Consider the following 21,177-nt stretch of genomic DNA (forward strand, 5'->3'; position numbering starts at 1 on the left):
TCCCTCATTTCTTAAATAAAAGTTACTAACATAATTTATTCAATATCAAGCATTCCACTTTTATAACTGCCCAATATCTTAAAATAACGACTATTCTTTTTAATTAACTTAATTGAAGATATAATTTTATCTTCATCTATACCCCCCTGGAAATCTATGTAAAAGAAATATTCCCATGGTTTATCCTTTATTGGTCTAGATTCAATTTTTAAAAGATTTATATCGTTTTCTGCAAAATGCTCTAAAACATGATAGAGTGAACCCGCCTTGTGGGTAGTAGATAAAACTAAGCTTGTTTTATTGCTTTCGCTAGTTGACTCCATCTCTTTGCCAATAACAACAAACCTAGTCATATTTGTTGCATCTGAATTTACATTTTTCTGCAAAATCTCAAGATTGTATATTTCTGCTGCCTTAGTGCTAGCTATGGCTGCCAAGGTTTTATCCTGTCTATCTTTAACTAACTGCGCACTTTTTGCAGTACTGTTATAAGGAACTAACCTCCACTGCTTGTAGCCTTTTAAAAATTCCATACTTTGCTCTAATCCCTGAGGGTGAGAATAAACCTCTTTGATATCATCTAATGTTGAGCCTCTAATTCCCATTAAGTTTTGACTTATTTTAAGATATTTTTCCCCTGTTATATAAAAATTATATTTATTTAGAAGGTCATAAACCTCAGATATTGCCCCTGTGGAAGAATTTTCTATAGGGATAACGGCATAACTTATTTTCCCATATTTCAATTGCAAAAATATATCTTCAAACTCGCTTATTGCTTTTGCATGCACATTTTTACCGAAATATACCTTTAAAGCTTGTTCGCTAAAGGAACCTGTTACGCCATAAAACCCAACAGTTTGCTTTTTATCAGTAGCCAAAGCTCCATCACTGTTTAAATTTTTGTTTTGAAACCCTCTACTTATTTCCATAACGGATTTTAAAAATTCTTCTACCTCTAAAAACAAATTTTGATTTTTAACTAAGTCTAAATTCTTCTTTATAACTATTTCTTCTCTAGCCTTATTTAAAACTTCCATATGATTATTTTTTTTATATTCAGCTATCTTTAAAACTACTTCCATACGATTTTCAAATAACGAAACAAGGCTAGAGTCAATTTTATCAATTTCATTTCTTAAATTATCTATATCAAAATTATCTAATTTACTCATTAAAACACATCCTTCTGAAATATACTTAAATAAAATCTAAAATACTCATTGCAGCGCAAGCTTCAATTACTGGTAGTGCTCGCAAGACTATGCAAGGGTCATGCCTGCCTGTAACAGATACTTCTGAATTTTCACAAGTCACCATATCAATGGTATCTTGAGGTTTTGCAATAGAAGGTGTTGGTTTCATTGCTACTCTAAAAACTATAGGCATTCCATTAGAAATACCCCCATTAATTCCACCATTATTGTTAGTTTTCGTCGCAACACTACCATTTTTCATGTAAGGTACATCATTTGCTACGCCTCCCCGAAGTTTTGTTATTTCAAATCCCATTCCAAATTCTACACCCTTAACTGCAGGCACAGAAAATAGTAATTGAGCTAAATTACTCTCTATAGAATCAAAGAATGGTTCCCCCAGTCCACAATGCACATTTAATATAGTAGCTTCAATTATACCTCCAACCGAATCTGTTTCGTCCTTCGCCTTTAATATAATGTTCTTCATTTCTTTTCCCTTTGGATCATCAAGTACAGGGAAATCTTTCTTTAGAATATCTGCTAATATATGTTTCTTTAAATTAACACCATCAAAATAACTATCAAACACATTCCCAATACTTAAAACGTGACTTCCTATTTCGATTCCCTTACCTGCAAGTATTTGTTTCGCAACAGCACCTGCAAAAACAAGTGGTGCTGTAATTCTTCCTGAGAAATGACCTCCACCTCTATAATCGTTAAAGCCTGAATATTTAACCTTTCCTGTGAAATCTGCATGACCCGGTCTCGCTAAATCCTTTAACTTATCATAATCCTTCGAATTTTGATTTTCATTAAAAATAACGCTGCAAAGAGGTGTCCCTGTGGTATATCCATTAAAATATCCACTTAGTATTTCAAATTTATCTCCTTCTTTTCTTTTAGTTGAAAATTCATCGCGTCCTGGAGCGCGTCTTTGCATTTCACTATTAATAAAATCCATATCAAGCTTTATACCTGGCGGTAATCCATCAATAATTATTCCTATCCCTCTTCCATGAGATTCTCCAAAGATAGAATACTTTACTTTTTTACCCCATTGTCCGCTCATTAACTTTTCCTCCTAACCTCTTAAAATCATCATAAAACTCTGGATAGGATTTTTTCACTGCCCCACTATCCTCGATTGTGAGCTTCTGCGTGCATCTAATTGAAGCAATTGCCATAGCCATAGCTATCCTATGATCATTCCAACTGTTTACAATTCCGCCCTTTAGCCATGGTTTACCATGAATTAGAAGTGAATCCTCTCTTTCAATAACCTCTGCTCCAATTTTATTTAGCTCTGTTGCTATAGCTTTTAATCTATCAGATTCTTTTATTCTAACTCTAGCAGCATTAATGATTTCTGTTGTGCCATCGCTTAAAGCGCCAAGCACCGCAGCTATTGGTACAAGGTCAGGGCATTGTGATGCATCAATAACGGTGCCTTTTAAATCTGATTTTGAAGCACTTATAATACCATCTTCAATAGTAATCTTTCCGCCCATTTTTTTAATTATGTCCAATATTACTCTGTCCCCTTGAAGTGATTCCATATTTAAATCAATGCATTCAATTTCTCCACCTAAAACACCAGCGGCAAGGTAAAATGCAGCTTGAGAAAAATCGCCTTCAATTCTATAATCTCTTTTCACGAAGTGTTGATTTCCTTTTATTTTAAATTCTCTATAATTATTATTTTCTACCTTTATCCCAAATTTATCTAATACATCTAAAGTTAAATCTATGTACCCGATAGATTCTATTGACCTAGTAATTTTAATCGTTGAATCTCCATTTAATAGAGGCAGTGCATAAATAAGACCAGTAATAAACTGAGAGCTTACATCTCCTCTAAGTTCAAAAATTCCAGGTTTAAGGGTCCCGTCTATGGTTAAAGGAAGACAACCATTGTTAGTTGTGTACTTTATATTCTGCTTATCAAAAATTTCATAATAAGGTTTAAGTGTTCTTTGTACTAGTTTAGACTTTCCTTTAAAAATTATTTTTTCTCCAGTTAGCATGGCTATAGGAATTAAAAACCGTAGTGTTGATCCACTTTCATTGCATTGTAGCTCACTTCCCAAAGTTCCACCGCATGCAATCTGAATCTTACCTTTTCCACATACCACAAGATTGTTTGGGAATTGCCTAATCTTAACTCCAAGTTTCTCCATTATTTCACAAGTAGCTATTATATCCTCAGACATACTAATATTATCAATCTCACATTCACCGCCACTTAATCCTGCGGCTATAACTGCTCTATGAGATAGGGATTTTGAAGGCGGAATTTTGACTTTTCCATTTAAAGAAAAAGGTTGGATCATAACTGACTTCATCACTAAACACCTCAATTCAATATAGTTTATTCAAGAATTTTTTGCAGATAGCCCTTTATCTTAGCTTCATTAATTTTTTCAATAAAACTATTACCGATGGATTCTATTAATATGAAATTCATAGATTCTCCAATATTTTTCTTATCATGACTAATAGTCTCAATTATATCTTCACTTTTTATTTCAGGCAACATCCAAGGCAAATTATACTTAATTAAAATCTCTTTTATAGCACTTGCTGTTCCAGTTTTAGTCACTCCTAGCTCTTCTCCTAGTTTTGTTATAGAATACATTCCCATCGCCACTGCTTCTCCATGGGAGTACACTTCAAAATTAAAGAATTGCTCAATTGCGTGACCGATGGTATGACCATAGTTTAATAACATTCTACCGCAAGTATCCTTCTCATCATCTTCAACAATAGCGGCCTTAATACTAAGGCAAGTATAAATGATTTTATCTATCTCTTTTAAAAGGGCTTCTTTGTTTTCACAATTCATTAATGTATAAAATAGCTCACTATCTTTTATTGCTCCATATTTTATAACTTCACCCATTCCATCACTTAAAAACCTGTCATTAAGTGTTCCAAGCAGTAATGGATCAATAAAAACTGCTTTAGGGCTATAAAAGCTTCCAACAAGGTTCTTTCCACGAGGAAGGTCTACTGCAACCTTACCACCTACGCTACTATCTACCTGTGAAAGTAGTGTAGTTGGAATTTGTATGAGTGGAATCCCTCTTAAAAAAGTTGCGGCTGCAAAACCAGTCATATCTCCCACAACTCCACCACCTAAGGCAACTATAATATCTCCTCTGTTTATCTTAAAATCTAAAAGTTTGTCATACACCTCTAAAAGAGTTTCAAATGACTTGCTTTCTTCACCAGCTTTTACAACAATTTTAAAAGTTTCAAATCCCGACCCTTTTAATGAGCTAATGACCTGTTGCCCATAGAATTCATTAACATTAGAATCTGTTACTACAGCTATTTTTCTTCCTTTATATATCTTCTTAACTTCTGCTCCAATTTCCCCTAGTAATCCATTCTTAATGTATATTGGATAACTTCCGCTAGAAGCTTTAACTTCTATACTATACACCTTGGCCTATCTCCTTTCTCTTATTCGTTGCATCCTAAAATTATTCTATTTTGTGTTTTTGCAACTGCTCTTAAGGAATTTACAAGAGCCTCAAATTTCTCTGGTAATAATGATTGTTGTCCATCACTCAATGCATTAGTAGGATCGTTATGAACCTCAATTTCAAGGCCATCTGCTCCAACTGCTATAGCTGCTTTTGCAAGTGACTCTACTAACCACCATTTACCAGCGGCATGACTTGGATCCACTATAACTGGCAAGTGACTAAGCCTCTTAAGCACTGGAATTGCACTTAAATCTAAGGTGTTTCTTGTGAACGTTTCAAAGGTTCTAATTCCTCTTTCACATAAAACTACATTTTGATTTCCTTCAGACATTATGTACTCCGCAGACATAAGCAGTTCTTCAATTGTTGCACTCATACCTCTCTTTAAAAGTATTGTCTTATTACATCTCCCTACTTCCTTTAAAAGATCGAAATTTTGCATATTTCTAGCTCCAATTTGAAGCACATCAGCATATTGCGATATTTTCTCAACTAATTCAACACTCATAACTTCAGTTACTATTGGAAGCCCCGTTATTTTTTTTGCTTCTAATAATATCTTTAGACCTTCTTCCTCCATTCCTTGGAAACTGTATGGAGAAGTTCTTGGCTTGTAAGCACCTCCTCTTAGAAAATTAGCTCCTGCTATTTTTACATCTTTTGCAATAGTTATCAATTGCTCTTCACTTTCAACAGCGCAAGGCCCTGCAATTATCGCTAGTTCTTTTCCACCTATTGTTCTGTTTTCTACCTTTATTAATGAATCATCAGGATGAAAAAGTCTATTAGCTCTTTTGTAAGGAGCTTGAACTCTCATAACATTATCAACACATTCCTCTGCTTCAATCTGACCTGCGTTTATTACACTTGTGTCTCCAACAATTCCTAAAATACAACAATTCTCTCCCAGTGTAAGAAAGACGGCACAACCTAACCCCTCAATCTTTTTCTTAATATTCATAATCTGATCTTGTTTTGCATTTGATTTCATTACGATTACCATTTAAAATTCCTCCTAAAATATTATTTTGAACTTAGTCTTAATAAATCATTTAACTTATAAATGATTATAAAAAAAGGAAGACCCCTTATAATGGGTCTTCCCTAAAAAAAAAGAAGGACCCTTATAATGAGTCCTCCTTGCGTACAGACTTAGTTTACTTTCTATAAATCAGTATACGCTGGTATCATAGTTTTATTACTAAACTCATTATTAAAAAAAACCATATATTTTTTTTGGCACAAAAAGTAACTAACGCTAAAATAACGATAGCCCCAGCTAAAATAAAAATATACTTTTTTATTAATTTCCTTAATAATGATATTTTTCATAAAATAACACCTCTCAAAAGTTTAAATTAATACCTGTAAATTCTTTAATGTTTAAATGATATAACATGTTAACATATTTGTCAATGGTCTATTACTCAAAAATTATAGGAACATAAGTTGATAACTAATTACCAACTTATGTTCCTATAAAAAATTTTCTCTTTACTATTACTCAGATAAAATCCATAATTCTTGTTTTGACGTTGAAATAGCCATTGCTCCTGCGCTAATTGATTCCATTATATCCTTCTTGCTTTGAATCAATCCCCCTGCGATAATTGGTACTCTCACTGCATTTCCTATATTTTTAATAATCTTACTTGCAACTCCAGGCATAACCTCTACAGCATCTGGAAATACAGATTGTATGTTTCTTATTCCTGTTTCTAAAGCCAAAGAATCTACTGCAAATATCCTCTGTATAGCGCAGAATCCTAGTTTTTTTCCATTTTTTATATTGGTTGCCCTTGTAGTTATAATTCCATAGGGTTCTGCACATTGTTTTAGAAAAAGCAGCCCTGTATAATCTGCCTTTAATCCTTCAATTAAATCCACATGAACAAATACTACTTTGCCCGCATTTTTAAGATCCTCACATATTTTTTTTAGATTTATTATGCTTCCATATAAGACAAACACAATAAGAACATTGCTAAGAATTACTTTTTCTAAATCCTGCTCATTTCTTATGGCTGCAATAACCGGGTTTTCTATTAATAATTGTTCTAGGTTTTCCAATAATATGGCCTCCAAAAATTTATTTGAGTTTATATGATATAATTATTTTTATTTTATCACAGTCTTATTTTCCATTCAAGCAAATTTATATTATTATATTGTTATTTGAAATTTATGAATTTTCTAATTGGTACTTGTACTTATTTAATTATTATGTTACTATGTATTTAAATAAGTAAAGGCGGAGAAAAGAGAGCCTTGATGTATGGGTATTTTATACCTATTAATCAAGGTTCTCTTTTTATTTGCATTTAGGAGGTAAAATGATGTTTGACGTAACTATTATTGGTGCTGGTATTGTGGGATGCTCAGTATCAAGAGAACTATCCAAGTATAATTTAAAAACATGTGTAATTGAAAAATCTAGTGATATTGCTTCTGGTACAACAAAAGCAAACAGCGCGATTGTACATGCAGGGTATGATGCTAATCCAAGTACTATTAAGGGAAAATTAAACGCAAAAGGTAATGAAATGTATACAAAGCTTGCAAAGGAATTAGATTTCCCATTTAAGAGGAATGGATCATTGGTTTTGTGCTTTGACAAGAAACACATGGATGATCTTAAAAAATTACTAGAACAAGGTGAAAAAAATGGAGTGCCTGATTTAGTTATTCTTGATGGAGATCAAGTTAGAGAAATGGAACCTAATGTAACACTGAGCTGTGTCGGTGCATTATATGCTCCAACAGGAGGAATTGTTTGCCCATATGAAATGACTATCGCTATGGCTGAAAACGCATACACCAATGGTGTGGAATTTCAATTTGAAACTGAGGTCCTTAATATAGAAAAAAAACCAAGTAATTACGTTATAAAAACTAATAAAGGCGACATTGAAACAAAAGTAATAATAAATGCAGCCGGTTTATTTTCAGATGAAATTAATAATATGGTAAGCAATAACAAATTTAAAATACTTCCCAAGCTAGGCGAATATGTCTTATTTGATAAAGCTTGCGGAGATTTAGTTACAAAAACTATTTTTCAACTTCCAACTAAACTTGGAAAAGGAGTTTTAGTTACCCCTACTGTTGATGGTAATCTTCTGATTGGACCTAATGCTGTAGATCAAGATAACAAAACTGATCTTCGTACAACTCGCGAAGGCATCGATGATATCGTTTTAAATGCTCAATTAAGTATTCAAATGCCACTTCCTATGAATATGGTTATAACTTCTTTTGCAGGGAATAGAGCAAAATGCGCGGGAAATGATTTTATAATTGAGGAAGCAGAAGACGCTAAGAACTTTATTAATGTAGCAGCAATTGATTCTCCAGGTTTAACTAGTGCTCCAAGTATTGCTGTAATGGTAGCTGATATAGTAACAGAAAAATTAGCACCAAAGAAAAATGTGAAATTCAACCCTATAAGAAAAGGTATAAGAAAGTTTAGAGAAATGTCAAACGATGAGCGAAAAGAAATAATCAATGAAATACCTGAATATGGAACAATTATTTGTAGGTGTGAAACTGTAACAGAAGGTGAAATTATAGATTCTATAAGAAGACCTCTTGGAGCAAAAACACTTGATGGAGTTAAAAGAAGGACAAGAGCTGGAATGGGGAGATGCCAATCGGGCTTTTGTGCAACAAAAGTTGTAGATATTCTTTCAAGAGAACTTAATATACCACGATGCGCCATTACAAAATCAGGCGAAAATTCTATACTGCTCACCGGAAAAAATAAACAATATTTATAAATTGGAGGAATATATATGCAAGAATATGATTTAATCATAATTGGTGGAGGTCCAGCAGGACTTGCAGCTGCAGTTTCTGCAAAGGATCAAGGAATAAACAGCATTTTAATTATAGAAAGAGATAATCAATTAGGTGGTATTCTCAATCAATGTATTCATAATGGTTTCGGCCTTCACACCTTTAAAGAAGAGCTTACTGGTCCTGAGTATTCACAACGATTTATTGACAAGGTTATTGCACTTGATATCGAGTATAAGCTAAATACCATGGTTCTAGATGTAAATAATAATAAACAAGTTACTGCTGTAAATACAAAAGATGGTATCTTGGAGCTCCAGGCAAAAGCAATTATACTTGCAATGGGATGCAGAGAAAGACCAAGAGGAGCTTTAAACATACCAGGTGCAAGATGCGCAGGTATTTATACAGCTGGAACAGCTCAAAAATATGTTAATGTTGAGGGTCTAATGCCAGGAAAAGAAGTAGTAATACTTGGTTCTGGAGATATCGGACTTATAATGGCAAGACGAATGACCCTCGAAGGTGCAAATGTAAAGGCTTGTGTAGAACTAATGCCTCATTCAAGTGGACTTAAGAGAAATATTGTACAATGCTTAGATGATTTTAATATTCCTTTAAAACTAAGCCACACTATAACAAATATACATGGGAATGATAGACTCGAAGGCGTTACTATAGCTCAAGTTGATGACCACAGAAAGCCGATTAAGGGTACTGATGAGTATATTGCTTGTGATACATTGCTCTTATCTGTTGGCCTTCTACCCGAAAATGAACTTTCTAGAAAAGCAAATGTTAAACTTTCTAGAGTTACTGGGGGCCCTGAGGTAGATGAAAGCATGCAGACGAGCATTTCTGGAATATTTACCTGTGGCAATGTGCTTCACGTTCATGATTTAGTAGATAATGTAACCACTGAAAGCTACACTGCTGGTAGAAATGCTTCTGATTATATAAAAGGAATTTACCATGCCGGAAAGAGTATCGAGGTTTTCGCAACAGATGGAGTTAGGTATACAGTACCAAGTACTATCAATCCTGAAAATATCGGTAACATAATAGATGTTAGATTTAGGGTTGGCGAGGTCCATAAAGCTGCTTATATATCTGTTTATTTTGATGATGTCCGCGAAATGCATTTAAAGAAGAAGATTCTTACACCAGGTGAAATGGAAAGTGTTAAATTAACTAAAGCAGTTTTTGATAAATATAGTGATTGCACTAAGATTACCATAAAAGTAGAAAAGGAGTAGTTAACTATGAGTACAAGGGAATTAACATGCATAGGCTGTCCAGTAGGCTGTGCTCTTATAGTAGAGCTTGAGGGCAAAGAAGTTATTAGTGTTAAAGGAAATACCTGTAAGATTGGTGAAACCTACGGCAAGAAAGAATGCACTAATCCAACAAGAGTTGTTACCTCCTCTGTTTTAGTTTCAGGTGGAGAAAATTCAATACTTCCTGTGAAAACTGAGAAAGATATTCCAAAGGATATGATTTATGACTGCGTAAGAGCGTTAAAAAATATTACAATAAAAGCACCTATTTATATAGGCGATGTGGTACTCAAAAATGTACTTAACACAGGAGTAAATATTATAGCAACTAAGAATGTTAAAGTGATATAATCTTAATAAGTTAAGAATATAATCTTATTAAGTTAGAACAACTAAATAAAAAGAATTCACGATATTATATTATTTAATATCGTGTTTCCATAAATTATCAAGTAAACGATTACTAATAAATCGAAAAAGGAGTGTACAAATTATGTCTAAGTATGTAATGTCACTAGACCAAGGAACAACAAGTTCACGCTGCATTTTATTTAATAAAGAAGGACTTATTGCAAGCGTAGCCCAAAAGGAATTTACTCAAATATTTCCGAGCCCAGGTTGGGTTGAGCATGATCCTATGGAAATTTGGGCTACTCAATTAGGTATGGCACAAGAAGCTATGGCTAAAATTGGTATAACAGCAAAAGATATCTCTGCTATTGGTATTACTAATCAAAGAGAAACTACAGTAGTTTGGAATAAAAATACTGGAGTTCCTGTATACAATGCCATTGTTTGGCAATGTAGAAGAACAGCTGGTATGTGTGATGAATTAAAGACTATAGGCTTTGATAAAGTAGTGCGCGACAAAACGGGCCTTATACTCGATGCTTATTTTTCTGGAACAAAGGTTAAATGGATACTTGATAATGTCGCTGGTGCTAGAGACGAGGCTGAAAAAGGTAATTTAATATTTGGTACTATTGATACATGGTTAATCTGGAAATTAACAAATGGAAAGGTTCATGTAACCGATTATACAAATGCTTCAAGAACACTTCTATACAACATTCATGAATTGAAATGGGACGATGAAATACTTAGTACTTTAGATATACCTAAATCAATGCTTGCAGAAGTAAAACCATCAAGCTGTGTTTATGGATACACCGATAATTCAATATTTGGTTCTCCAATTGCAATAGCTGGTGCAGCCGGTGATCAGCAAGCTGCATTATTTGGACAAACTTGTTATCAAGCTGGAACGGCAAAAAATACTTATGGTACTGGTTGCTTCTTATTAATGAACACTGGTGAAAAAGCAGTTGATTCCCACAATGGTTTGCTTACAACTATAGCTTACGGCATTAATGGCAAAGTTAACTACGCTCTTGAAGGCAGTGTATTCGTTGCAGGAGCAACTATTCAATGGCTAAGAGATGAATTAAGAATGATAAGGACCGCACCTGAATCAGAAGAATATGCCTGCGCTGTTGAAGATACCGATGGTGTATATATGGTACCAGCATTCGTTGGACTTGGTGCACCATATTGGGATCCATATGCAAGAGGTACAATAGTTGGTTTAACTCGAGGAACTAAGAAAGAACACTTTATAAGAGCAGCACTTGAATCCTTAGCTTATCAGACAAATGATGTGTTAAAAGCTATGCAAGAAGATTCAGGTATTACACTTAAAGCATTAAAGGTGGATGGTGGTGCATGTGCTAATAACTTCTTAATGCAGTTTCAGTCAGATATATTAGATGTTCAAGTTGACAGACCAGAAGTAATTGAAACAACAGCTTTAGGTGCTGCCTATTTAGCAGGCCTGGCAGTTGGATATTGGAAAGATCAAGAGGAAATTGCGAAAAATTGGGCACTATCAAGATCCTTTGAACCAAAAATGGGAGAAGAAAAGAGAGTAGAACTTTTAAAAGGATGGCATAAAGCTATTGGAAGATCAAGAGACTGGGCAAAATAAAGAAAATAAAGAAAATAAAGTTATGATATGATATGATATGTATTGAGATATAAAGACATTACATTTCTATTAATAGAAACATCGTAAAATTAGGGGGAAAATAAAATGTCAACAAAACTATTAGCTGAATTTTTTGGTACTATGATACTTATTCTTTTAGGAGACGGTGTAGTTGCAGGCAGTGTATTAAATAAAAGTAAGTCTCAAAATAGCGGATGGATTGTAATTGCATCTGGTTGGGCAATGGCCGTTATGTTGCCAGCGTTCATTTTTGGGGCAATAAGTGGTGCTCACTTTAACCCAGCACTTACTATTGCTTTAGCTGTTGCTGGAAAATTTCCCTGGGCGCAGGTGCCTGGTTATGTTATAGCTCAAATGTTAGGAGCAATGGCTGGAGCTACACTAGTATGGCTCGCATACTTAGATCACTGGAAGGCAACAGATGACAAGGCAGGAAAACTCGCAGTATTTTGTACAGGACCAGCGATTAGAAAGTATTCATCAAATTTTTTAACCGAAGTAATCGGAACATTTGTATTGGTTTTCGTCATATTAGGTATAGGTGGTGTTACAGCAGCTGCAGGATTACCAACATTTGTTGTTGGAGGATTAATTTTGGGTTTAGGACTTTCTTTAGGTGGCCCAACGGGATATGCAATCAATCCAGCAAGAGATTTAGGACCAAGAATTGCTCATGCAATATTACCAATAGCCGGTAAAGGAGATTCTGATTGGGAGTATTCATGGATTCCAGTACTTGCCCCAATAGTTGGCGCAGTACTTGCAGCATTAGTTTGGGTAGCTGTATTTTAGTAAATCAGGTAGTCGTTAAAAGTTTACATGGAAGCCGTAAGTATTTTCATCTTATGACTTCCATGTAAACTTTTTTATTTATAAAATATATTAACTTTATAAGTATAAATTATTTTAGATTAGATTATTTATCAAACTTTGTTAAATAAGCAGATAGCTCTTTTAATCCACTTATTAATATATCTGAATGCGAACAGTATCCTAACCTAGCATGCCCCGGAACATCAAAACGATTGCCTGGAACTAAAAGAACTCCTTTTTCTTTTAAAATATCTATGCAGAATTGTTCAATATCAACCGGTATATCTAATTTTATAAATGATGTAGAAACATATTTCGGAAATACTAATGAAACACGAGGTTCATTTTTAATCCATTCTTTAACAATTTCTAAGTTCGTATGTATAATTTTTTTATTTCTATCGTAAACTAATTCTTTATTTTTTAATACATGAACAGCTAGATAATCATCAAAAACACCTGCGCAAATCATAGTGTAATCACGATACTTTCTAAATGAATCTGCTAATTCACTATTGCTAGCAATCCAACCAACACGTATTCCTGGAACTGAATATGTTTTTGATAGACTGTTTGTAGAAATTCCTTTATCATATAAGTCTACTATTGATGAAACAGAAATAGCAGAATCAAAAGGTTTATATACTTCATCAACTAAAATGTAAGCACCCACAGCATCTGCGATCTTAACTATTTCTTTTAAAAAGTCGTCATCAAAAATAGTTCCCGTAGGATTATTTGCATTGTTCAAGCAAATTAATTTTGTATTTGGACGTATTAATTTTTTTAATTCGTCTAACTTAGGTAGCCAATCATTGTCTTCATAAATTTCCCAAAAATCCACTTCAGCACCAAAAGACTTTGGAATCTCATATAATTGCTGATAGCTAGGGTGCATAGCAATTACATGGTCATTAGGTTCAACTAATGAATATAATGCTAATAAATTTGCGCCAGTTGCTCCATTAGTTTGTAGAATATTTTCAGGTGAAACATTTTTATATAATTTACTAACCTCTTTTTTAAACTCTGGAGAACCTTCTATCCATCCATAGTTCATTTTTGTTTTTAATAGTCCACGGAAAAATTCCTCTGGAGTTGTACCATCTATAGATATTATTTCTTCTAATGAAAATGAAGCTATTGAGCTTCCTGCTATATCATAGATAGCATCATTTTCCCAAACATTTAACCATTCTTCAACGCCAAAATTTGCAATTTTCATATTAAAGACCTCTTTTCAATAATTTAGATAGTAATTTTACCTATTGCTAATAGGTAAATAACATATATTGATCCACTAATAATTAAAGCAGTTAATATAAATTGGTTTTTCGTTAATAATTTTTTTTCACCATTTTCTTTTCTAGCCATTACGAAAAACGCAATTCCAGGAATATAAGCCAAAAGACAAAGCAGAGTATAGTTTAGTCCTGAAGCTAGAATTCCCCAAATTTCAAAAATCACTGTAATTAAACCTATGATTATTTGTTTTATTTCACCTTTTTTATGTCTGTCTATATAAGATATTTTAAATTGATACATTCCAACGAATAAATAACATATTAATATTGCAGCAGTACCCATGGAATAAGCAAACTGATATGCCTTATCTGTAAATAATAAAGTGAAAATAAATAATTGAGTTAAAGCCGCCGTGATAATTAAAGAAAAAGTAGGCGCACCAGCTTTATTTACTTCACCAAATTTTTTTGGCAGTAAGTTTGCACGAGCCATTAAAAGGGTTGTTTCAGCTGGTAACATCGTCCATGATAACCATGAGCCTAAAATTGAGATTATTAAACCTATGTTTATGAAGGTAGCTCCCCATGGGCCAACAATATCTTTTAAAATATAAGCCATTGAAGGCGTTGGTATGTTTACTAGTTGCTCTTTACTCATAAGACCATAAGGAATCATAGAAGCTAAAACATAAATAGTTAATAATCCTACTAGTCCAAGAACAGTTGCCCTTCCCGCTTCTGATTTTTTATTAGCACGAGAAGATAACATAGATGCCCCTTCTATACCAACAAAAACCCACATCATTACCATCATACAACTTTTAACTTGTACGAATATATCTGATAGTTTAAAATTAGTAGATATGTTTCCCCAAAAATGATATGTAAATAAATCTACCTTAAAAGCTATAATACCTATTACTATGAATAAGAAAATTGGTATTAATTTAAATAGTGTAACCAGTGTATTTATAACAGCGGCTTCCTCAACTCCTCTATTAACTATGAAAGTAAGTAACCATATAAAAATACTAGCACCGATAATTGATGGTATATTATTACCATTTCCAAAGACAGGAAAGAAGTAAGAAAGTATACTCATAAGCATTGTAGCAAAAGCTACATTACCAAGCCAAGATGATAACCAGTATCCCCATCCACTAATGAAACCTCCAAATTTTCCAAAACCATCTTCTGCATAGCTGAATATACCATTTAATTCAGGCTTTTTTAATAATAAATTGTTAAAAGATAACGATAACATTAAAACACCAAAACCAACAATTATCCATGCAATAATTGCAGGTCCTGCAGCAGCACCAGATGCTAAATCACTAGATATACTAAATATTCCAGCACCTATTGAGGACGTAATAACTAGTGCTGTTAGTGAAAACAAACCTAGTTTTTTTGATTTATCAGCCATTTTGTAATCTCCTTTTGATTTATGTATTAGCCATATTTAAAATTGGTGAGAGCAATAATATTGCCCTCACCAATTAATTTTTTAATTATTTTAGGCTAGTTCCCAAGTGTAGCAACCATAACTGCTTTGATTGTATGCATTCTGTTTTCTGCTTCATCAAATACAATAGAATGGTTACTTTCAAATACTTCATCTGTAACTTCTAAACCTTCAAGACCATATTTTTCAAATATATCTTTACCAACAAGTGTCTTTAAATCATGGAAAGCTGGCAAACAGTGCATGAATTTAACGTTTTTATTACCGGTCTTATTAAGCATTTCCATATTAACTTGGTATGGTCTTAATAGTTCTATTCTTGATGCCCAAACTTCGTCTGCTTCGCCCATAGAAACCCATACGTCTGTGTAGATTACATCTGCATTTTTAACTCCTGCATCAACGCTGTCTGTAATAGTAATTTTTGCTCCTGTTTCTTTAGCAATTTCATTACATTTTGCAACTAATGATGTTTCTGGGAATAAGCTCTTTGGTGATACAATTCTAAAGTCCATACCCATTTTAGCAGCACCTATCATCAATGCATTTGCCATGTTGTTTCTTCCGTCTCCAGCATATACAAATGAAATGCTGCTTAATGGTTTGTCAAAGTGTTCTTTTATAGTTAGAAAATCTGCAAGAATTTGTGTTGGATGGTCTTCAGTTGTTAATCCGTTCCATACAGGCACTCCTGCATATTTTGCTAGTTCTTCAACTATTTCTTGGCCATATCCTCTATATTCTATCCCATCATACATTCTTCCAAGAACTCTAGCTGTATCTGCTACAGATTCCTTTTTACCAATTTGAGTTCCTGTAGGTCCAAGGTACGTTACATGGGCTCCTTGGTCTAGTGCGCCTACTTCAAACGCACATCTTGTTCTTGTAGAACTCTTTTCAAATATTAGCGCAATGTTTTTACCTTTTAAGTTCTGTTGTTCTGTACCTGCATACTTAGCTTTTTTTAAATCCATAGCTAAATCTAAAAAGTAGTTTATTTCCTTTGGAGTAAAGTCCATCAAAGTTAAAAAGCTTCTGTTTCTTAAGTTAAACATAATAATTTCCTCCTAATATTGTTGTTTTTATAAGTTATCTCTATTTAGTGGCATACTCATACATCTTGGGCCGCCTCTTCCTCTTGAAAGTTCAGAACTTGGCATTGTGATCACTGTTACACCACGTTTTGATAAAATTTCATTAGTAACATAATTTCTCTCATAAGTTATAACTTTTCCTGGTGCAATAGCTAGAGTGTTTGATCCATCATTCCATTGTTCTCTCGCCGCTACAATAGCGTCACCACCGCCGCATCTTATTAAATCAACTGAAGGCACTTTTAATGCAGATTTTAATACATTTTGTAATATATCTTTTTCTTGCTTAATATTTAATTCTCCATTGACACCTTTTGTAATTTCAAAAACATTAAGTGGTCCTTCTATCTCTGGGTGTATTGTAAATTTATCATAATCAACCATAGTAAATACAGTATCAAGATGCATAAATGCTCTACTAGATGGGATTTCTAATACTAATACTTTTTCAAAAGTAGTATGTTTTTCAAACAAATTTCTTGCTACCACTTCTATAGCTTCAGGTGAAGTTCTTTGACTACATCCTATTGCAAGAGTTGTGGCAGATAATATAAGCTCGTCCCCACCTTCGATATTATTAGGAAGGCTTCTATCATACCAAAGTGGCACTTCATTTTGTTTGAAAGAACTATGATATTCATGAATAAATTCTAGGAACAACGTCTCACGTCTTCTAGCTTCAGTTTGCATAGTATTTATAGTAATGCCATTTCCAATTGAAGCACCTGGATCGCGAGTAAAGTAAAGATTAGGCATAGGATCTAAGTAGAATGGATACTGATTTCCTATCAATCCTCTTAGAGACTGCATTTCCTTAACATCAATCTCATTTTTTCTAACTCCAGCCATAAGAGTATCAATCATTTCTCTTGTAGGTTTTGACATTAAATAATCATAAAGAGATTTATATATTTCTTTGCTACTAATGTGGCTTTCTTGTAAAAACTGTTGTAAGAATGTTTTTTTTATTTTGTCTTCATTTAAAGCCTCTGTCGCAAGTTCTTCTAAATAAAGAACTTCCACATCGTTTTCTTTTAATATTTGTGCAAATCTATCATGCTCTTTTCTCGCTACTTCTAAATAGGGAATATCATCGAAAAGTAATCTTTCAAGAAGATTTGGCACTAAATTCTCTATTTCTCTACCAGGTCTATGTAGCATTACTTTATTAAGTTTTCCTATTTCAGAAGTTACATTTATAAATGATTTCATTTAATTTTTTCCTCCTATTCATTTTTGTTTATATCATCATTATAAAGTGTACGATTTCATAATGGGAACCCCATTATTTTACTGTAATTGCATATATACCTTGACTATTAGCTTTGCTATTGAATTATCACTATATGCTTATGATAATCTCTATTTTACTCAAAAAACTACATACGTATCTCCTTGAAAAGTGAAAACATTAGATTATTCGTATATACATTCACAATCTTCTAATTTATTATGTATAATAGCAAAAATAAGGTATAAATATTCACACACCTTATTTTTCGTTATTTATACTTATAAATGTATAATAATATTTGAGTAAGAGCTACATATCTTATATATTGTTAGTTATTATGTTCATAATTATACATATAACCCTATTTTATTGCACCAAAATCATTAATAATATTTTTTTATTAACATTTCGTTCATAAATTAAAAGCTTAGGATTGTTTTCACAATCCTAAGCTTTATTAGCATTTATATGTGTACTTATAATTCATTATTTCATTGTAAACAGACGAGGTTCTTGTAAGTAATCTTGAACAATTCTAAGACTTTCACCAAATCTTTGAAAATGAACAACTTCTCTTTCACGTAGAAACTTTAAGGGCTCTATTATATCAGGATCATCAGCCATATTTATTAGATATTCATAAGTTGCCCTTGCTTTTTGTTCTGCGGCTAAGTTTTCAGTAAGATCTACAATTGGATCACCTTTTGATTGAAGATATGAAGCAGTAAAGGGAACACCTGCAGCACCTAGAGGGTATACTCCTCTACCATGGTCTACATAATAACCACTCATGCCTCCTTTTTCAATTTCTTCAAGACTAGCACCTTTCATTAACTGCCTAACCATAGCACCAACCATTTCTAAATGAGCCAATTCTTCCGTACCAATATCAGTACATGTTGTTATAGCTTGAGGCGTAATCATTGAAAAGCGCTGACTTAGGTATCTTAATGATGCACCTAATTCACCATCCGGTCCGCCATATTGAGTAATAATAATTTTCGCCATTGCAGGATTTGGATTTTTAATTTTCACTGGATACTGTAAAAACTTATCGTATGTCCACATAAATTACATATCCCCCCTTTCAAGTTTGAAATTAGCATCAGTTTCCCAAGGCCATGGATTATTTATCCACTGCCATGGATAAGGGCTCAGCGAGTTGTCAGACAACATTCCGTAATTCATCTCAAAAGTTTCTCTTAATCCTCTTGATTCCATCACATAAAAATTATATTTTGCAAGAGCCTCTTGATCCATTGGATGGGTATTAAGAAACAAACCTAGGTCATCTTTCATAAATTCTGAAGCAACAATTAGTTTTAAAAGTTCCATTTTAGTCTTCATAAGTTCTCCCCTTTTTACTTGATGCAAATGGACTATTTTTTTTGTTTTCCCCCTCAAACGGACTATAAAGTTCTGGGAAAGCAGTTCCTCTTTTAAGTGCTTCTAAAGGCGCAAAAATCGTGCAAAGTTTTTGGTACGGAACGTAAGCTGCGGCTAATCTAACATTTTCTATTATAGTTTCTTGTGGAATACAATTACTCATTGTTGGGCAGTTTGTTTTTTTTCTCATTTCATTCTGTTCCAATTTAATCCTCCATATAATATTGTTGAGTACATAATATTATATTCACGTATTTAAAAATGTGATAATTTTCTTTTAATAAATTATTGACTTTTATTGAAATTGTGTATACTATTTAAAATGAATGTAAAAACTTCTAGCCACCTTTAAAATTGGTTAGAAGTTTTTTTAAAGTATACTAATATTAAGAACGGCAAATAAATGTATTTGCCATGGAGGTAAAAATGGGTAAAAATCAAAGTGTTAAAGGTAATTTCATTTACAATAACATAGAGAAAATAGGTAAGAATTTTATGTATAAAAATCTTGAGAGAAGCAATTGCTATAATAGTGATTTTTCAAACTCAAATTTTAATTTTGTAAATTTTAGAGGTGCGCATTTTAAATCATGTGTGTTTTTTGAGTGTACCTTTAAGTGGGCTGAATTTATTGGAACAAATCTCAAAGGCAGTGATTTCAAAAATACTATATTTGAAAATACTATATTTGATTCTGTGAATCTAGACGGTGTTGATTTTAAAGATGCAGAATTTAAAAATACTATATTTTTGTCGACTGATGTTACAAAAGCTAAGAATCTTAGCATTAAAAACTCAGATATCAAAGTTTTTGATGAAATGCCGCAATTTGAAATTAGTGAGGATCTTAGAATAGCTATTCTTGATGCAATGAAAAATAAACATGTAAAAGCTGCAAGGGTTCTAGATACAAAAGATGGTGGCATTAACATGATAAATTTAACGATATTATTAGAGAACTTTGATGAGGACACCTTAATTAAAGGGTTAAATATCATTAAATCCGATTTAGATTGTGATTTTCACACATTAAGTTATATAATTAAGTTTTTAAAAAATAATATGTAATGTAATGTAATTTATAAAAATTTACAGTGACATCAATGGAAGTAAGGAGTACATAAGATGAATGGTCGATCACACCAAAAAATAGCGATATTATCATATGCTATAGTAGCAACAATCCCTTTAATTAATTCAATGCCAATATTCAACAATAAATATATACATGTTCCAATGGGAATAAGCATTATTGGCCTTGGGACTGCCTCTCTGGCAGGATTACTTGTTGATGCAGATAGTCAAAATAGTAAGATAAACCGCATGAACCCACTTACAGGCACAAGCACTAAAGTAATAAATAATATGGAAAAATCATTAAAGTTATTATTAAAATTATTGTTAGGTGTTGGACTCGGGGTGCTAATTTTATGGTATTCAAAAACTATTGCACAAGAGTTAAAACTGATAAAATATATAGGTAAGTATGCCGATATATTCACATATTTTATGTCTTTTGTTTTTATAGTTTTAGGAGTCACAAATGATAGGTATTATAAAAAGATTCCTATAATTGGTTTAATTTATAAGAAATCATCAGCCACAATAAGTAAGGGAGCAAATAATTTTAAAAAATCAGCCATGTTTATAACTTATATTGGTTCAAGTGCAATTTTAGCAATTTATAACGTTACTAATTTAAACGATGCATCTATTTATCTTATTTGTATTTTATTAATTTGTATAGCAATATTCCCCCACAGAACATTTTTGCACTCAATAGAAGGCGTTACTATTTTTACTATTTCATCTTCATATGTATTTAATAAATTAGGCTATGAATATTTAACGGGATGTTTTTTCGTTGGATATATGAGTCATATTTATTGGGCTGATATATTTACTAAAGAAGGAGTTCCTATACTTTCACTGCCCAGGTTTATTGCGCAGTTATTGAAAAAATTAGGTATTCATAATAAATTTGTTAATATATTAGAAAAAATAGGTAAGTTTAAACTTAAATTCCCACCACATATTACCACAGGCTCTGATACTGGAAATTTATTTGAAGTAATATATATTTTAGTATTATTTGTAGTAGTTGTAATAGGCTTCAATGTTTATGGTGGAGAATTCAGAGTAATTTAAGTAGAATATATACAAAAGGAAAA

General features: G+C 32.7%; 20 protein-coding genes. 7 read left to right on the plus strand and 13 right to left on the minus strand.

Translation table 11 applies throughout. The annotated features are described in order from the left end of the window. Positions 1-35 precede the first annotated feature (35 nt). The 6 genes from pheA to ACWJJ7_RS04620 form a co-directional block, all read right to left on the minus strand. A complete protein-coding gene (pheA, locus tag ACWJJ7_RS04595; protein WP_462964138.1) occupies positions 36-1,175 on the minus strand; it encodes a prephenate dehydratase in 1,140 nt (379 codons plus the stop codon). A gap of 25 nt (positions 1,176-1,200) precedes the next feature. Further along, positions 1,201-2,271: a chorismate synthase gene (aroC, locus tag ACWJJ7_RS04600; RefSeq protein WP_462964139.1), complete on the minus strand. Its 1,071-nt coding sequence runs from the start codon at positions 2,269-2,271 to the stop codon at positions 1,201-1,203. Further along, positions 2,252-3,544 (minus strand): 3-phosphoshikimate 1-carboxyvinyltransferase, encoded by a 1,293-nt coding sequence (aroA, locus tag ACWJJ7_RS04605; protein ID WP_165414341.1) that lies wholly within the window; start codon positions 3,542-3,544, stop codon positions 2,252-2,254. Before aroA ends, aroC begins: the two co-directional genes overlap by 20 nt. Positions 3,545-3,570: 26 nt before the next feature. After that, entirely contained in the window at positions 3,571-4,647 is a 1,077-nt protein-coding gene (gene aroB, locus ACWJJ7_RS04610; RefSeq protein ID WP_462964140.1) for a 3-dehydroquinate synthase, read from the minus strand. A 20-nt stretch (positions 4,648-4,667) separates the two neighbouring features. Beyond that, a complete protein-coding gene (gene aroF, locus ACWJJ7_RS04615; RefSeq protein ID WP_462964141.1) occupies positions 4,668-5,696 on the minus strand; it encodes a 3-deoxy-7-phosphoheptulonate synthase in 1,029 nt (342 codons plus the stop codon). 497 nt (positions 5,697-6,193) lie between these two features. Then, positions 6,194-6,763, minus strand: a complete 570-nt coding sequence (locus tag ACWJJ7_RS04620) for a glycerol-3-phosphate responsive antiterminator (RefSeq protein ID WP_462964142.1) — start codon at positions 6,761-6,763, stop codon at positions 6,194-6,196. Positions 6,764-7,029: 266 nt separating this feature from the next. On the opposite strand from ACWJJ7_RS04620, the gene ACWJJ7_RS04625 reads away from it, so the two are divergent. The 5 genes from ACWJJ7_RS04625 (at position 7,030) to ACWJJ7_RS04645 (ending at position 12,562) form a co-directional block, all read left to right on the plus strand. Then, a complete protein-coding gene (locus ACWJJ7_RS04625) occupies positions 7,030-8,469 on the plus strand; it encodes an FAD-dependent oxidoreductase (RefSeq protein WP_462964143.1) in 1,440 nt (479 codons plus the stop codon). Between the two features lie 15 nt (positions 8,470-8,484). After that, on the plus strand, positions 8,485-9,744 hold the full coding sequence (locus tag ACWJJ7_RS04630; protein WP_462964144.1) for an NAD(P)/FAD-dependent oxidoreductase: 1,260 nt from the start codon (positions 8,485-8,487) through the stop codon (positions 9,742-9,744). Between the two features lie 6 nt (positions 9,745-9,750). Beyond that, positions 9,751-10,116: a DUF1667 domain-containing protein gene (locus ACWJJ7_RS04635; protein ID WP_462964145.1), complete on the plus strand. Its 366-nt coding sequence runs from the start codon at positions 9,751-9,753 to the stop codon at positions 10,114-10,116. 142 nt (positions 10,117-10,258) lie between these two features. Then, complete coding sequence (gene glpK / locus ACWJJ7_RS04640) at positions 10,259-11,749, plus strand: glycerol kinase GlpK (protein WP_462964146.1); 1,491 nt, start codon at positions 10,259-10,261, stop codon at positions 11,747-11,749. A 105-nt stretch (positions 11,750-11,854) separates the two neighbouring features. Next, positions 11,855-12,562, plus strand: coding sequence for an MIP/aquaporin family protein (locus tag ACWJJ7_RS04645; RefSeq protein ID WP_462964147.1), 708 nt, complete (start codon positions 11,855-11,857; stop codon positions 12,560-12,562). A gap of 124 nt (positions 12,563-12,686) precedes the next feature. Here ACWJJ7_RS04645 and ACWJJ7_RS04650 read toward each other — a convergent pair whose 3' ends face one another. The 7 genes from ACWJJ7_RS04650 to ACWJJ7_RS04680 form a co-directional block, all read right to left on the minus strand. Further along, positions 12,687-13,808: an aminotransferase gene (locus ACWJJ7_RS04650; RefSeq protein WP_462964148.1), complete on the minus strand. Its 1,122-nt coding sequence runs from the start codon at positions 13,806-13,808 to the stop codon at positions 12,687-12,689. Positions 13,809-13,831: 23 nt separating this feature from the next. Next, positions 13,832-15,253, minus strand: a complete 1,422-nt coding sequence (gene arcD, locus ACWJJ7_RS04655) for an arginine-ornithine antiporter (protein ID WP_462964149.1) — start codon at positions 15,251-15,253, stop codon at positions 13,832-13,834. 95 nt (positions 15,254-15,348) lie between these two features. Further along, on the minus strand, positions 15,349-16,347 hold the full coding sequence (gene argF, locus ACWJJ7_RS04660) for an ornithine carbamoyltransferase (protein WP_462962040.1): 999 nt from the start codon (positions 16,345-16,347) through the stop codon (positions 15,349-15,351). A gap of 27 nt (positions 16,348-16,374) precedes the next feature. Continuing rightward, on the minus strand, positions 16,375-17,598 hold the full coding sequence (gene arcA, locus ACWJJ7_RS04665) for an arginine deiminase (RefSeq protein WP_462964150.1): 1,224 nt from the start codon (positions 17,596-17,598) through the stop codon (positions 16,375-16,377). 508 nt (positions 17,599-18,106) lie between these two features. Beyond that, a complete protein-coding gene (locus ACWJJ7_RS04670; RefSeq protein ID WP_462964151.1) occupies positions 18,107-18,688 on the minus strand; it encodes a manganese catalase family protein in 582 nt (193 codons plus the stop codon). Between the two features lie 3 nt (positions 18,689-18,691). Beyond that, positions 18,692-18,967, minus strand: coding sequence for a spore coat protein CotJB (locus ACWJJ7_RS04675; protein ID WP_462964152.1), 276 nt, complete (start codon positions 18,965-18,967; stop codon positions 18,692-18,694). Further along, positions 18,957-19,211 carry a spore coat associated protein CotJA gene (locus ACWJJ7_RS04680; protein ID WP_253198299.1) on the minus strand — a complete coding sequence of 85 codons (255 nt, stop codon included), beginning with the start codon at positions 19,209-19,211 and terminating at the stop codon, positions 18,957-18,959. The genes ACWJJ7_RS04675 and ACWJJ7_RS04680 overlap by 11 nt, the downstream gene beginning before the upstream one ends. Before the next feature lie 221 nt (positions 19,212-19,432). Between ACWJJ7_RS04680 and ACWJJ7_RS04685 the strand changes: the two genes are divergently transcribed. Both ACWJJ7_RS04685 and ACWJJ7_RS04690 read left to right on the plus strand, forming a co-directional pair. Next, entirely contained in the window at positions 19,433-20,074 is a 642-nt protein-coding gene (locus ACWJJ7_RS04685; RefSeq protein WP_462964153.1) for a pentapeptide repeat-containing protein, read from the plus strand. 57 nt (positions 20,075-20,131) lie between these two features. Next, positions 20,132-21,154 carry a metal-dependent hydrolase gene (locus ACWJJ7_RS04690; protein ID WP_462964154.1) on the plus strand — a complete coding sequence of 341 codons (1,023 nt, stop codon included), beginning with the start codon at positions 20,132-20,134 and terminating at the stop codon, positions 21,152-21,154. Positions 21,155-21,177 lie beyond the last annotated feature (23 nt).

Source organism: Clostridium sp. CM042, assembly GCF_055080995.1.

Bases quoted from the DNA above. Each gene is read 5' to 3' on its own strand.
- pheA (WP_462964138.1), bottom strand. From the start codon at position 1,175: ATGAGTAAATTAGATAATTTTGATATAGATAATTTAAGAAATGAAATT.
- aroC (WP_462964139.1), bottom strand. From the start codon at position 2,271: ATGAGCGGACAATGGGGTAAAAAAGTAAAGTATTCTATCTTTGGAGAA.
- aroA (WP_165414341.1), bottom strand. From the start codon at position 3,544: ATGAAGTCAGTTATGATCCAACCTTTTTCTTTAAATGGAAAAGTCAAA.
- aroF (WP_462964141.1), bottom strand. From the start codon at position 5,696: ATGGTAATCGTAATGAAATCAAATGCAAAACAAGATCAGATTATGAAT.
- ACWJJ7_RS04625 (WP_462964143.1), top strand. From the start codon at position 7,030: ATGTTTGACGTAACTATTATTGGTGCTGGTATTGTGGGATGCTCAGTA.
- ACWJJ7_RS04630 (WP_462964144.1), top strand. From the start codon at position 8,485: ATGCAAGAATATGATTTAATCATAATTGGTGGAGGTCCAGCAGGACTT.
- ACWJJ7_RS04635 (WP_462964145.1), top strand. From the start codon at position 9,751: ATGAGTACAAGGGAATTAACATGCATAGGCTGTCCAGTAGGCTGTGCT.
- glpK (WP_462964146.1), top strand. From the start codon at position 10,259: ATGTCTAAGTATGTAATGTCACTAGACCAAGGAACAACAAGTTCACGC.
- ACWJJ7_RS04645 (WP_462964147.1), top strand. From the start codon at position 11,855: ATGTCAACAAAACTATTAGCTGAATTTTTTGGTACTATGATACTTATT.
- ACWJJ7_RS04650 (WP_462964148.1), bottom strand. From the start codon at position 13,808: ATGAAAATTGCAAATTTTGGCGTTGAAGAATGGTTAAATGTTTGGGAA.
- arcD (WP_462964149.1), bottom strand. From the start codon at position 15,253: ATGGCTGATAAATCAAAAAAACTAGGTTTGTTTTCACTAACAGCACTA.
- argF (WP_462962040.1), bottom strand. From the start codon at position 16,347: ATGTTTAACTTAAGAAACAGAAGCTTTTTAACTTTGATGGACTTTACT.
- arcA (WP_462964150.1), bottom strand. From the start codon at position 17,598: ATGAAATCATTTATAAATGTAACTTCTGAAATAGGAAAACTTAATAAA.
- ACWJJ7_RS04670 (WP_462964151.1), bottom strand. From the start codon at position 18,688: ATGTGGACATACGATAAGTTTTTACAGTATCCAGTGAAAATTAAAAAT.
- ACWJJ7_RS04675 (WP_462964152.1), bottom strand. From the start codon at position 18,967: ATGAAGACTAAAATGGAACTTTTAAAACTAATTGTTGCTTCAGAATTT.
- ACWJJ7_RS04685 (WP_462964153.1), top strand. From the start codon at position 19,433: ATGGGTAAAAATCAAAGTGTTAAAGGTAATTTCATTTACAATAACATA.
- ACWJJ7_RS04690 (WP_462964154.1), top strand. From the start codon at position 20,132: ATGAATGGTCGATCACACCAAAAAATAGCGATATTATCATATGCTATA.